This window comes from Metabacillus indicus (assembly GCF_046603695.1).
In the GTDB taxonomy this organism is placed as follows: Bacteria; Bacillota; Bacilli; order Bacillales; family Bacillaceae; genus Bacillus_P; species Bacillus_P indicus.
In genome coordinates, this window is record NZ_CP176757.1 from 4,088,110 (window position 1) to 4,101,755 (window position 13,646).

Sequence of the window (13,646 nt, forward strand, 5' to 3'; positions counted from 1 at the left end):
AGCAGCAGGAGAAACACGGGTACAGATAAAACATCGCGTATCAGCATCTCGCATCCTCCTTTACTTTAGGTTTCCCCATGAAAACGGGAAGAATAAGTAAAAAAGAATGACGGCTAAAACAGATAGTAAAATAGCAATAGAAGGCTTCCTGTAATGGATGGTCAGGACGATAAACAAGAGCAGATTCAGCGGGATATTCAGCCAGCCGTTCCATCCGTTGTCATACACATACATGCCCTTATGCGAAAAAATCCACTCCAGCGCGGAATAAAAGGCCGTCCAGACCGCTATGTAGATCCACTGATTTCTTCTTTTAGCAGGAAATCTCTGCAGATAAATAATCAGCCCCATCGGACAGATGAAAAAGGTAAAAGCGGCATTGATGATTGAATGATTCAGCCATTCTGCCGTCACCCCTCTGAATGCCCAAAGCGTGTGGTCGTAATAAAAATAATTGTACGTCATATTCACGACAATAAAAAAAAGCACCGTCGGATACTGCTTTTCCCATTGTTTCCAGTCGATAAATTTATAAGCAAATAAGATCCAGACTGCGATTACAAGCAAGAGATACATCGATTCACCCCAAACGTTTAATCATACTTGCATTCTTAACGCATTATGGGGCTTGTATACACGCTCACAGCAAAAAGGTGCATTGCCCGGGGCAATGCACCTTTTCCTGCTTATAGTTGTCCAAATCCCCTTCTTTTTGGGGTCCTAGCTATAAACGAGTTCTTTTTTTTTCACAAGACCAAGCGTTTTCCCGGTCGACTCCTCCATCTTGCGGAAAAGCTCAGGATGATCCGACAGGGACAAGCCGTAGGAAGGAATCATTTCCTTAAGCTTTGGCTCCCATGCTGTCATATGCTGCGGGAAGCATTTTTCAAAGACCTCGAGCATGACATGAACAGCCGTTGAAGCACCAGGAGATGCTCCGAGAAGGGCGGCAACTGAACCGTCTCCGGCACTGACCACCTCTGTACCGAACTGAAGTGTTCCTTTGCCGGCATCCGTATCTTTGATAACCTGTACGCGCTGGCCTGCAACGACGATGTCCCATTCCTCGTTTTTGGCGTTCGGAATGAATTCGCGCAGTTCATCCATGCGTTTTTCATGCGACAGCATGACCTGCTGAATCAGATACTTGGTCAGCGCCATTTCTTTCACGCCTGCAGCAAGCATCGTCATCAGGTTGTTAGGCTTGACTGAACTGATCAGATCCATGTTTGAGCCCGTTTTTAAGAATTTCGGCGAAAAGCCTGCAAACGGTCCGAAAAGCAGGGATTTCTTCCCGTCAATGTAACGTGTGTCAAGATGCGGAACAGACATCGGCGGTGCGCCGACCTTTGCTTTTCCGTAAACCTTCGCATGATGCTGCGCGATGACTTCCGGATTTTTGCAGACGAGGAACAGTCCGCTGACAGGGAAACCGCCAATCTGCTTCGACTCCGGAATACCTGTTTTCTGCAGCAGATGCAGACTGCCGCCTCCGCCTCCGATAAAGACAAATTTCGCCCGGTGGCGCTCAACCTGTCCGAAACCGTTCTTCACTTTCAGTTCCCATGAACCGTCACGCGTCCGCTTTAAGTCCTCCACGCTGTGCTTGTAGTGGACCTCCACATTTTTTCTCTCCAAATGATCGAAAAGCATCCGCGTCAGCGCGCCGAAATTCACATCCGTACCTGAATCGATTTTCGTCGCTGCAATCGGCTCGGACGATGTACGGCCTTCCATCATAAGCGGAATCCATTCCTTCAGCTTTTGATGGTCGCTTGAAAATTCCATTCCGTGAAACAGCGGACTTGCTGATAACGCTTCCAATCTCTTTTTCAGGAACGCGACATTTTTTTCCCCTTCCACAAAGCTCATATGCGGAATCGGCATGATAAAATCCTCAGGATTGCGGATCAGATTTCGTTTAACCAAGTAGGACCAGAACTGCCTTGAAAGCTGGAACTGCTCATTCACCTTCACAGCCTTGCCGATATCTACCGAACCGTCCGCTTTTTCCGATGTATAGTTAAGCTCGCAAAGCGCAGCATGACCCGTTCCTGCATTGTTCCACTCATTTGAACTCTCTTCACCCGGACTTCCCAGTTTTTCAAATACTTTAATGTTCCAATCCGGCGCTACCTCTTTCAGCATCGCTCCAAGCGTTGCACTCATGACCCCGGCACCAATTAGAACCACGTCTGTTTTGTTCTTTAAGCTGCTCATACTACCCATCCTTATCCCCTAAATTTGCAAAAACGAGCAGGCTCCCGCATAAACATGCAGGCAGCCACCTTTGAACATACACAAGTCTTCTGAATATCAGTTTATCACAGTCTATTATGAATAGATTAAATTTTACTATTATCTGATAATTATAAACCATTTCCGGGCGGTTAAAAAGGATAAGTTCTCAGCGGATATGCAATTCCCTAATAAATGTATGAATTTTCACGGCAAAAAAGACTGATTCGAATATCCTGTGACGGCAGCTCCGCGACAAACGCATCCAAAATCTTTATAACTTAACATTTACATATCTTGTTTTTTAAGGAAAACCATGTATAATATATCTAAATGATATATATCTTTTAGATAGGGTGAAAAGATTTGAAAACCTACAACGATACAACCTACGCCATTCTTGGGATTTTAACAACAGACTGCAGAACCGGCTATGATATTAAACAGCTGATCGACAGGAGTTTAACTCATTTTTGGAAGATCAGCTACGGGCAAATCTATCCGACCCTTAAAACCATTGTCGAAGATGAACTGGCAACCGTCACGATCTCCTCTCAGCCGTCGAAACCGGAACGAAAGGAATATCATCTCACGGCACAAGGGAAGGAAACGCTTAAGAACTGGCTTGAAGAACCAGTTAAACAAATTCCGGCCGAGCGCAATGAAATTCTGCTTAAATTGTTTTTTGGACGTCATCAGCCAAAAGAAAACACGGTATCCACTCTAGAGGATTACAAGAAAAAGTTAGAGGCACGATACCTTACATATATAAACATCGAAGAAAGCATTACGGCCAACAAAGACCACGCAGAGGATGCCGTCTACTGGCTCTTCACACTGGATTACGGAAAACGGATGACAAAGGCTGCGATTGAATGGTGCACAAACACTCTTGAACAGTTACTGAATGAGGGGGATTAAAGATGACTGATAAAAAGTTTGCCGGGCGGTACACAACGGACAATCAGGACGATCTCGTTGTCTTTCTAATCGGAATGAGGGTAAACAAGCGACTCGCCCTTCATAAGTGGCTTCCCGTCTTTTTTGCCATGCCGGGAATGATCAGGGAGCTCTATATGAACAAGGATGAATTAGGCTTTCTGTCCATGGAAAGCTATTTCGGGCTGAGAACAACGGTCATGATTCAATATTGGCGCTCGACGGAGGATCTTCTTGCCTATGCAAGAAGCGAAAAGCACATGGCGGCATGGAAAAACTTCAATCAGAAGATCGGCAGCAATCCATCTGTAGGCATATACCATGAAACCTATAAAGTAAAAGCCGGAGACTACGAATCAATCTATGGGAACATGCCTCCGTATGGCTTAGGTAAAGCGCTCAACGTTATTCCTGTTGAAGCACACCGCGCCTCGGCAAAACAGCGGCTGGGGAAAAATGCAGCCAAAACCACTTCCATCTAAAACAGAAAAGAGGCTGCCACGCAGCCTCTTTTCATCAGGTCAGGGACCTTTTTTTCGCAGAATACAGGACATACAGCAAGATAAACCATACAGGCGTCAGCATCAGTGCCGGACGTGTCTCTTCCGCCACAAGCATCACGATCAGAATCAGCCCGAACAGCGCCAGCACCGCATAGTTGATGTACGGCGCAAACGGGGCCTTGAATGCGGATTTGGCATGCAGGTCACCGCGGGTTCTGCGGTATTTAATGTGACAGATCAAAATCACGCTCCATACCCAGATAAAACAGATGGCGCTGATTGTCGTCACAATACCGAAGGCCTGCTCGGGAACCAGCTTGCTTAGAAGCGCACCTGCTGAAACAACGGCAGCTGACAGCCACAGCGCATTGCCGGGCACATGCTGCTTAGTCAGCTTCCTCATGGAGGACGGCGCCTGGCCGCGTTTGCTGAGCGTAAACAAGATCCGGCTTGTTGAAAACAGCCCGCTGTTGCAGGCAGACGCAGCAGACGTCAGGACAACAAAATTAATGATTCCCGCCGCAAGCGGAATGCCGATCAGGCTGAACGTTTTCACGAAAGGACTCTCTGAAGCGTTCAGTTCCGTCCACGGATTGATGCTGAGCAGGACAATCAAAGCCCCGACGTAGAAGAACAGAATCCGGAGCGGAATTTTATTGATGGCAGACGGAATGTTCTTTCTCGGATTAGACGTTTCCGCGGCAGATACCCCGACTAGTTCCACTCCGACAAACGCAAAGACGACCATCTGGAACGAAAGCAGGAATCCGGTCATGCCGTTTGGAAACAGGCCGCCATGCTCCCAAAGATTGCTTACAGACACGGTTCCTGCATCTGTCTTGAATCCCATTACAATCAAGATTACCCCAATGACGATCAATCCCAGAATCGTCACTACTTTGATCAGCGCAAACCAAAACTCGAGTTCTCCAAAAAGCTTCACCGTGAGCAGATTGAGGCCGAGCAGCAGAAGCAGGCACACAATTGCCGGAACCCACTGCGGAATGTCATACCAGTACTGCACGTACACACCGACCGCAATGACATCGGCCATCGCCGTCATGATCCAGCAGAACCAGTACGTCCACCCTGTTACAAACGCCGCCCGCGGGCCAAGATAATCCTCTGCAATATCCGTAAACGACTCATACCCCGCCTTTGAAAGCAGCAGCTCCCCAAGCGCCCTCATCATGAAAAACAGCGCAACCCCTACAATCAAATAAGCGAAAATAATCGACGGTCCCGCAAGCTGAATCGCCTTGCCCGATCCTAAAAACAACCCCGTCCCAATCGTTCCGCCTATTGCAATCAGCTGCACATGGCGGTTCGCCAAATCTCTCTTTAATTCCTGCTGTGCCATTTTGAATTCCTCCTTCTTAGATGTAAAAAAACCAATAAAAAAAGAGACGGGAAGACTCCCAATCTCTTTTTGAAGAATACCAAAATAGCATTTGCCGCCCGAAAAACGGGTACACCAAACTCTAAATCTATACTCTTCTGTCCTTTTGCCTGAGATTGTGAACCCTTCGGCGCCGCTAAAGCGGTCTCTCCAGAAGCTGCTCCAGCTGTAGTGTGATCCACAGCTATCATAGCTTTCTCTATTAAAATTTGAGTATTTCTGAATAATGCTTAATTGTAGGCGGTGGGGCATTCCTTGTCAACAGTCCTGCAATGACAGGGATAATGTTCCATATTCTAATTGATAATTATTTTCATTGACAACCCTTCAAATTGAGGATAAATTAATGATAATGATAACTGTTATCAAATAAACTAGTGCTAAGGAAGGAACGACAAATGAATACAAGATGCAGATTTTTAACACTGGCTGTTTCTCTACTAACTGTACTTTTGATTGCGCTTGCGGGCTGCTCAGGCGGGCAATCAGGCAGTTCGGAAAAGACATCTGATAAGAAAGCTGATTCAAAAGAATCAAATACGCAATACCCAATCACGATCAAGCATGCATTCGGCGAAACGGTCATTGAAGAGAAGCCGGAACGCGTTGCGACCATTTCATGGGCCAACCATGATGTTGCACTTGCTTTAGGTGTAGTGCCTGTAGGTTTTTCAGCAGCAAACTACGGCATTCAGGATGACAGCGGCATGCTGCCTTGGACGAAAGAGAAAGTGAAAGAACTTGGAGAAGACAGCCCGAACATTTACCAGGATACGGACGGATTGGACTTTGAAGCGATTTCCGACTCACAGCCGGATGTCATTTTGGCCGCCTACTCAGGCATCACGCAGGAAGAATACGATACATTGAGTGAAATCGCACCGGTTGTAGCTTATAAGTCGGCGCCTTGGGTTGCTTCATGGCGCGAACAGGTAACCTACAATGCAATGGGTATGGGAATGGAAGAGGAAGGCAAGAAGCTGATTGAAGATACAGAAAAACTCATCCAGGAAAAAGCAGGTGAGCATCCTGAACTTAAAGGGAAGAAAGCGGCATTCGTCAGTATTTCAGCTGATGATCTATCCAAATTCTACATATACACTCCAGCAGACCCGCGCGGAGAGTTCCTGAGCGAGCTTGGGATGGAATACCCTGAAAGCATGACGAGCGAGCTTAAGGATGAAGACGGTTTCTACCTGGAATTAAGCGCAGAAAATGCGGATATGCTGAACGATGCTGAGATTCTTGTTTCTTATGGAAATGAAAACACCTTAAAAACATTGCAGGCAGATCCTATTTTCGGAAAAATCCCTGCGGTTCAAAGAGGATCTGTCGTGATCATCGGCGACAATACTCCTCTTGCAGCGGCCGGCAATCCAAACCCGCTTGCGATTGAATACTCCATTGATGAATACTTAACATTACTTTCAGAAGCTGCAGGCAAAGTAAAGTAACATGACGAACCAGTCCGTTACAGAAAAGAAGCAGCTGATGATACCCAGAAACTTCATAAAGGTTTTGATTTTCTCCCTCATTTTGCTCGGCTTATGCACAGCGGCTTCTCTTATGTTCGGGTCCCGTACGGTTGGATGGAAGGAACTCATGGACGGACTGTTTCATCCTGACGTACAGTCCCACGGAGCAAATGTTGTCCGGCAAAGAATTGCACGGACGGTATTCAGCCTTATGTGCGGCGCGGCCCTTGGCATCTCAGGCGCCCTCATGCAGTCTGTCACGCGCAATCCGATTGCAGATCCGAGCATACTGGGAGTAAACACAGGAGCGGCACTCTTTGTCGTCTGCGGCATTACCTTTTTAAATATCAGCACGGCAAGCCAGTATATCTGGCTTGCACTTGCGGGGGCAATCATAACGGCCATTTTTGTATTCGGAATCGGTTCAATGGGGAGTGGCGGAGCCACGCCCCTTAAACTCGTTTTAGCGGGTGCGGCCACAAGTGCAGCCTTATCATCGCTTGTGATGGCCATCATGATTCCCCGCTCAAGCGTCATGGATCAATTCCGTTATTGGCAGGTAGGGAGCGTCGGGGCAGGGAACTGGGACTCTATCTCTCTGTTTGTTCCGTTTCTTCTCACCGGAGTCCTGATTGCCGTCTTGTCGGCTCCTGCACTGAATGCACTTGCTTTAGGCGATGAAGCTGCGTCAGGTTTAGGCGTGCGGACAGGCACTCTCAGGCTGTTTGCTGCTTTTGGCGGCGTTCTGCTGTGCGGGGCAGCAACGGCACTGGCAGGTCCAATCGGCTTTATCGGTTTACTTTCCACTCACGTGATACGGCTCGTCATCGGTCCTGATTTGCGTTATGTCATTCCGATGTCAGCTCTTTCAGGGGCCATTATTTTAACGGTATCTGATGTGTGCGGAAGGCTTGCAGGAAGACCCGGCGAGCTTGAAGTCGGCGTCGTGACCGCCTTTATCGGGGCTCCCATCTTAATCCTATTAACTATGAAAGCGAAAATGCGTGCCTTATGATGAACGATACGATTAACCTTATTATGACAGGCAGAAAAAAGAGACGGCTCCGGTTTATCCTCGTGACTTCCCTTCTCGCAGTCATTGCGCTTGCCCTAAGCTGTGCCATGCTGATGCTCGGGAATACGATCTATCCCGTTCAGGATGTCATACGTGTCCTGATGGGGGAAAAAGTACAAGGAGCTACGTTTACAGTAGGCACACTCAGGTTACCTAGGATGATTGCAGGCTTGTTTGCCGGTTTTGCTTTTGGCGCTGCAGGAGTAGTCTTCCAGACGATGCTGCGGAATCCTCTGGCGAATCCGAACGTCATCGGGATCACCGCCGGTTCCAGTGCAGCCGCCGTTTTTTGCATCGTTGTCCTTCATGCAAGCAATACCGTTGTCAGCATTGCTTCTATCTTTGGCGGCCTTGCAGCTGTGCTCGTTATTTTCCTTTTGTCAAAAGGCTCCTCTTTTTCAATCGGCCGGCTGATCTTAATCGGCATCGGCATTCAGGCCATGCTTGATGCCGTGATTTCTTATCTGCTGCTGATCGGCCAGGAGCATGATATCCCTACTGCTATGAGGTGGCTTAGCGGAAGCCTGAATGGATCAAAGATGGAGACCCTCTATCCTCTGATCATCACCGTTCTGGTTTTCACCCCTGTCCTTATTGGACTCGGAAAGCGTCTCGACATGCTGGAGCTCGGGGAGGAGGCTGCGTCATCACTGGGCGTGGACACGGATAAAACGAGACTTGCCCTGATCATCAGCTCTGTCCTGATCATTGCGCTTGCCACCGCTGCAACAGGACCGATCGCATTTGTCGCATTTCTTTCCGGACCGATCGCAAAAAGACTGACGGGTGCCGGATTTTCATCAATTATTCCAGCAGGTCTTACAGGCATCATCCTGGTGCTGTCATCAGACCTTATTGGCCAGTTTGCCTTTACTGCCAGGTACCCGGTCGGCGTCATCACCGGCATTCTTGGAGCGCCGTACTTGATTTACCTGCTGATCCGAATGAACCGGAAAGGAGATTTATAATGAAACCGGCACTTACCTTTAAATCCGAAAAAATCACGGCTGGATACGAGAACAACCTCATCCTTCACGATGTCAGCCTTTCAATTCCAAGCAATAAAATCAGCATCATGATCGGAGCAAACGGCTGCGGAAAATCCACCCTGCTTAAAACAATGGCAAGGCTCATAAAACCAGCTTCCGGACAAGTCACCCTTAACGGAAAACCCATCAGCAAAATCCCGCCAAAACAGCTTGCAAGAGTGCTCGGGCTATTGCCCCAATCCCCGATCGTCCCTGAGGGGATTACCGTTGCAGACTTAGTCGGACGCGGGAGGTACCCTCATCAGACGTTTCTGAAAGGCTGGACAAAAAAGGACTATGAAGCCGTCGCCGAAGCCATGGAAATCATGAACATCACCGAATTTGCCGACCGCAGCATCGACGAGCTTTCAGGCGGCCAAAGGCAGCGCGTCTGGATAGCCATGGCTCTCGCACAGCAAACAGACATCCTGTTTCTCGATGAACCGACAACCTATCTGGATATCACCTATCAAATCGAAATTCTTGATCTGCTGACAGACCTGAACCGGAAGCACGGAACGACCATCGTCATGGTCCTTCATGACATCAACCTGTCCGCCCGCTATGCCGACCATATCTTTGCCCTTCAGCAGGGACGGCTTGTCGCGGAAGGCGCACCGTCGGAGGTCATCACAAGCTCATTGATCAAAGACATCTTCGGCCTCAACTGCACCGTCATACAGGATCCGGTCTCAGGCTCTCCTTCTGTGGTGCCGATTGGACGTCATCATGTGAAGAGGGAGTGCAGTGTGTATTGATGCAGGGGAAGCCCCCTCTGTTCTCAAGATTTAACCATGCTAAAGAGACTAGCTTGAAGAAAGCTAGTCTCTTATTTAGTAATGAAATAATGAGTGTAAATTGCTACAGGCGCTTCCCCCCAAGCTCCTCAAACGTCTTCCTGCTAAATTCCTTATAAGGCGAGTCCGGCATTCCCTCAAACCGCTCCACCGCTTTCCGCGCCGCCGCTAAAGCTTTTTCTGGATCCCCCAGCTTTTCATAGCACATGGCTTTGTAAGTATCCCTCAAGTAAAACTGGGACAAATCAAACGGGTGGTGATGATAAGGCGGAACTTCCGCCAGATCCAAATAGCCGATGGCTTCTTCATATTCCTTGAGGCCATGCAGGGCTTTCCCTTTTTGGAGGAAGAACCATTCTTTGAATTTCAGGCCCATTTCTGCCTTCTCCAAGTACGGATTGATCAGATCAAGCGCCGCCCGGTAATCATGTTTGACCAAAATGAAAGCTTCAATTTGAAACAGCTGATAGCTGAGCCAGGAGCCTTCATCTTCTGAGAATTCAGCATACTGCTTCAATTTCATGATGTAGTAGGTATACAGCTCTGTATCCTCAGCCATCAGGGCAGAAGCAGCTGCCATCCGGTACAAATCATCAATCAGGTAATACATTTTATTCTCTTTTGAAAAGGCGATCGCCTCATTCATCACGCGTTTTGCAGACATGGTATCGCCGACTGCAAAGTGCATGATGGCTTCATGATAATCAAGATCAAGCCGCGTGATCGGGTCAATATAGGCAAACCTTTTTTCGATTTCTTTCCGCTCAAAAAGCAGGACCTCAAGCGCCTTTTCGTAATGGTGTCCGATAAAGTGGACGATGCTCCTGAAAAGGCCCGTGCTTGCCCGCTTTTGAGTCAGGTTCATCTGTTCATAAAGCACGGTCGCTTTGTCAATTGGTTCCTTCCACTCTTTTTTCTCGCTGCACATGCTGCGGCCGTACAGTTCCAGCAGCCTTGCCGCTTCATACCCCTGCTGCAGCTTATGGACATGCGGTTCTATCAGCTTGATGAGCTTTTTATATTTATCAGCCGGATCTTCCTTGTTCTCGCTGTATATTCTCTCTGCCTCATCAAGCACCGCTCTCAGCTCATCCACATTTACTTCATTAACAAGCTGGGACACATCCACCTCAAGCCTCTTCGCGATATAGGCCAGGCTTTCCATGGACGGATTCGCTTTGTTGTTCTCGATCAGGCTGAGCATCCCTTTAGTCAGTTCGGATCCCGCAAGCTCCGCAAGAGTCAGTTTTTTCTGCTTCCGCAGCTTTCGTATTCGTTCGCCAATCATGGTTAACACCCCAATTTTTCTAATTAGTTTAATTTTATTAAACTTTCGCTTGAAATGGAAGAGCAGAATGCGGTATAATTTGTTTAATTAAATTAAACTTTTAATATATGGAGGGTTTTTAATGGATGAAATAAGAAAATTAAGAATGGCGACCTACCATTTGTTCACCTTCACCATCAGCAAGCTCATCTCAACGTTCGGCGCACAGGTGTATGCCTTTGCCATCAGCTTTCACATCCTGCAGATCACGGGATCGGCGACAAGCTTTGCTGCAAACCTGCTCTGCAACATTCTGCCGCGGACGCTGATTTCACCCTTTGCAGGCTATGTCGCAGACAAATACTCACGGAAAAAAATCGTCATCCTCGCACAGATCTCGACTACCTTAGCCATAAGCGGACTTCTTTACGTAAGCCTGACACACGGACTCTCACTGACCGCGATCTACATCACAACAAGCATCCTTGCCATCGCATCCGCCTTTTCTTCCGTCACGTTCTCATCATCCATCACCGGCTTAGTCGACGAAGCACGCATCCAGCGGGCCATGTCACTGAACCAGATGGCCATGTCCTTCGCCGCAATCGGCAGTCCCGCAGCCGGCGGATTGTTATATGGAGCCGTTTCAATGGAAACCTTTCTGATCATCTACATCGCCGCTTCCATCATCGCCGTACTCCTTGAATCCACCATGAATTTCACCCTTTTTGCAAAGCGCAAAACCGAAGGAAAGGTCAAAGAATCCATGTGGCAGAGCATGAAAGCAGGCCTGCACTACTTAAAAACAAAGCAGGTGCTCATGACCCTGATCTGGCTCTGCCTCATCGTCAATTTTCTATTCGGTGCCTTTGAGGTAGGCTACTCCTACGTCCTGATTGAAAAGCTGAACCTTGCGTCCCAGCATTTCGGATTCACCCAAGGAGCCTTCGCCGCCGGCATGCTTATCCTATCGATCTATTTCTCTGTCCGAAAAGAAGTAAAATACCCATTTCTCGTTTCAAAGCGCGGCATTCTAGCCATCGGATTCATTCTAGGAGCCACTGCGCTGCCGCTCATGATTGATTTGTCCTACTGGTCCATCTTCACCTTCTACATGATTCTGATGTTCAGCTTCGGCGCCATGATCATCATCATCAACACACCTATTCAGGTCATGATGCAGAAAATGATCGAAGACGACTACAAAGGCCGCGTCTTCTCCCTGATCGAAACGATGGCCATGGCCCTCATGCCGCTCGGGATGATCCTATTCGGATTCCTGTACGACGCCGTACCGGGCCAGTACATCCTGCTTGCCTCGGCAGCAATCCTGATTGGAGTGGTTGTTACCCTGGCAAGACCGAGCGTTGTAAAGAAGGTACATCCGGAGCTTGGCGGGGAAAAGAGAGTGCTGTCTGAAGCCGGGACGGCTGTATGAGATGATTTAAGCCATTCTAATAAGTTTGGTTCATACCTTTCTAGTCCATACCGCCCGGTGAAGATCTGCCTATATACAGCCCGGCCATTTTTTGTTAGGTTTTGGTTGTGTAAAAAAATAGGAACTTTTCAGGGAAGGATGACGAAAATGAAGAGACGATCAACATGGTTAGGTTCACTCCTGCTAGGTATCGCTTTATTGACCCCTTCACCAGGAGTGCAGGCAGACGCAAATGCACAGGCTGAGGACAAAGGACAGGAAACGTTCAGAGTCTATATCCAATCTGAGAAAAGTGATTTTATACAGCAAGCGAAAAACAAGTACGGTTCCAGATGGAACTTAGGTGATCATTCATTTTCAACAAGCGTAAACCAAAGCCAGTTTGAAGCCCTACAAAACAATAAAAATCTTTCCGTTCAAAAAGTTTCTAAAGTGAAGGTTAACATTCTCGGAGGATCGAATCAAACCGTTACCCCTGAGGATCAGACTCCATGGGGTATTGAAGCAATGTATGAGGACCCTGCCATCAAGGCAACAAGCGGCGGTGAAAACATTCGTGTAGCCGTTTTAGATACAGGTGTAAAGACCAATCATCAGGATTTAAAGAATCGCTCTGAGCAATGCAAAGATTTCACAGGTCTCCTTTTACCGTTAAAGGATGGAAGCTGTTATGATCTGAACGGTCATGGAACCCATGTATCAGGAAGCGTTCTGGCCGATGGAGGAGACAGCGGGACAGGGGTTTACGGAGTAGCTCCGGAAGCTAAGCTCTGGGCATACAAAGTGCTGGGAGATACCGGCACAGGCTTCTCCGACGACATCGCTGCTGCCATCCGTCATGCAGCTGATGAAGGAAAGCGCCTTGGCGTAAATACGATCATTTCCATGTCTCTTGGTTCTGAAGGAAAGGACGAATTGATAGCTGAGGCCATATCCTATGCAAATAAGAATGGAACTCTAGTCGTGGCAGCTGCTGGAAACTCAGGCCCTGATGAAAACACGATCGGATATCCAGGCGGTCATCCGGATGCGGTTGGAGTGGCTGCACTTGAGAACACTTTCGAAAACGGATCGTACCGCATTGCAGATTTCTCTTCAAGAGGAAATCCGGCAACTGACGGAGACTATGTGATCGGTGAACGTGACGTAGAAGTGTCTGCTCCCGGTAAAGACATCTTATCTACTTGGAAAGACGGAACGTACAATACCATCAGCGGCACGTCAATGGCGACTCCTCATGTGTCTGGACTTGCAGCAAAGATTTGGGCAGAAAATCCGTCCCTGTCGAACGCAGATGTCAGAAAGGAACTGCAAAACAGAGCGAAAGCCAAGGATATACTTGGCGGCCTGCATGCCGCTCAAGGGGATGACATTGCTTCAGGATTCGGTTTCCCGACAGTTAAATAAATCATTTATGAAAAAAAACAGCCTTCTTTCTCACATTTTTACAGTGTGGGAAAGAAAGGCTTTTTGTTTATTACATGATT

At 47.9% G+C, this 13,646-nt stretch carries 12 protein-coding genes and 1 riboswitch; of the genes, 8 read left to right on the forward strand and 4 right to left on the reverse strand.

What is annotated here, in order from left to right; all coding sequences use genetic code 11:
• Positions 1–60: 60 nt before the first annotated feature.
• Together ACK1LH_RS20735 and ACK1LH_RS20740 are read right to left on the reverse strand one after the other, a co-directional pair.
• Complete coding sequence (locus tag ACK1LH_RS20735; RefSeq protein ID WP_029283033.1) at positions 61–576, reverse strand: CBO0543 family protein; 516 nt, start codon at positions 574–576, stop codon at positions 61–63.
• A 144-nt stretch (positions 577–720) separates the two neighbouring features.
• The gene (locus ACK1LH_RS20740) at positions 721–2,220 is read right to left on the reverse strand and encodes a malate:quinone oxidoreductase (protein WP_411334219.1); all 1,500 of its coding nucleotides are present in this window, start codon (positions 2,218–2,220) and stop codon (positions 721–723) included.
• Positions 2,221–2,604: 384 nt separating this feature from the next.
• Here ACK1LH_RS20740 and ACK1LH_RS20745 point away from each other — a divergent pair, with 384 nt between their 5' ends.
• Positions 2,605–3,159: a PadR family transcriptional regulator gene (locus ACK1LH_RS20745; protein ID WP_411334220.1), complete on the forward strand. Its 555-nt coding sequence runs from the start codon at positions 2,605–2,607 to the stop codon at positions 3,157–3,159.
• Positions 3,160–3,161: 2 nt separating this feature from the next.
• Complete coding sequence (locus ACK1LH_RS20750; RefSeq protein ID WP_411334221.1) at positions 3,162–3,659, forward strand: DUF4188 domain-containing protein; 498 nt, start codon at positions 3,162–3,164, stop codon at positions 3,657–3,659.
• Between the two features lie 34 nt (positions 3,660–3,693).
• Here the strand turns inward: ACK1LH_RS20750 and ACK1LH_RS20755 are convergent, their stop codons facing one another.
• Complete coding sequence (locus tag ACK1LH_RS20755; protein ID WP_411334222.1) at positions 3,694–5,040, reverse strand: amino acid permease; 1,347 nt, start codon at positions 5,038–5,040, stop codon at positions 3,694–3,696.
• 127 nt (positions 5,041–5,167) lie between these two features.
• Positions 5,168–5,243, reverse strand: a riboswitch (glycine riboswitch).
• A 234-nt stretch (positions 5,244–5,477) separates the two neighbouring features.
• Between ACK1LH_RS20755 and ACK1LH_RS20760 the strand changes: the two genes are divergently transcribed.
• From ACK1LH_RS20760 to ACK1LH_RS20775, 4 genes are read left to right on the forward strand one after another with little or no spacing between them, the layout of a single operon-like run.
• Positions 5,478–6,533 carry an iron-siderophore ABC transporter substrate-binding protein gene (locus ACK1LH_RS20760; protein ID WP_411334223.1) on the forward strand — a complete coding sequence of 352 codons (1,056 nt, stop codon included), beginning with the start codon at positions 5,478–5,480 and terminating at the stop codon, positions 6,531–6,533.
• Position 6,534: 1 nt separating this feature from the next.
• Positions 6,535–7,569, forward strand: coding sequence for a FecCD family ABC transporter permease (locus tag ACK1LH_RS20765; RefSeq protein ID WP_411334224.1), 1,035 nt, complete (start codon positions 6,535–6,537; stop codon positions 7,567–7,569).
• Complete coding sequence (locus tag ACK1LH_RS20770) at positions 7,566–8,597, forward strand: FecCD family ABC transporter permease (RefSeq protein ID WP_411334225.1); 1,032 nt, start codon at positions 7,566–7,568, stop codon at positions 8,595–8,597. The genes ACK1LH_RS20765 and ACK1LH_RS20770 overlap by 4 nt, the downstream gene beginning before the upstream one ends.
• On the forward strand, positions 8,597–9,415 hold the full coding sequence (locus ACK1LH_RS20775) for an ABC transporter ATP-binding protein (RefSeq protein ID WP_411334226.1): 819 nt from the start codon (positions 8,597–8,599) through the stop codon (positions 9,413–9,415). Before ACK1LH_RS20770 ends, ACK1LH_RS20775 begins: the two co-directional genes overlap by 1 nt.
• A 103-nt stretch (positions 9,416–9,518) precedes the next feature.
• On the opposite strand, the gene ACK1LH_RS20780 is transcribed toward ACK1LH_RS20775, so the two are convergent.
• Positions 9,519–10,742, reverse strand: coding sequence for a helix-turn-helix domain-containing protein (locus ACK1LH_RS20780; protein ID WP_411334227.1), 1,224 nt, complete (start codon positions 10,740–10,742; stop codon positions 9,519–9,521).
• A gap of 121 nt (positions 10,743–10,863) precedes the next feature.
• On the opposite strand from ACK1LH_RS20780, the gene ACK1LH_RS20785 reads away from it, so the two are divergent.
• Positions 10,864–12,159, forward strand: coding sequence for an MFS transporter (locus ACK1LH_RS20785; protein WP_411334228.1), 1,296 nt, complete (start codon positions 10,864–10,866; stop codon positions 12,157–12,159).
• 147 nt (positions 12,160–12,306) lie between these two features.
• Positions 12,307–13,566, forward strand: coding sequence for a S8 family peptidase (locus ACK1LH_RS20790; RefSeq protein ID WP_411334229.1), 1,260 nt, complete (start codon positions 12,307–12,309; stop codon positions 13,564–13,566).
• Positions 13,567–13,646 lie beyond the last annotated feature (80 nt).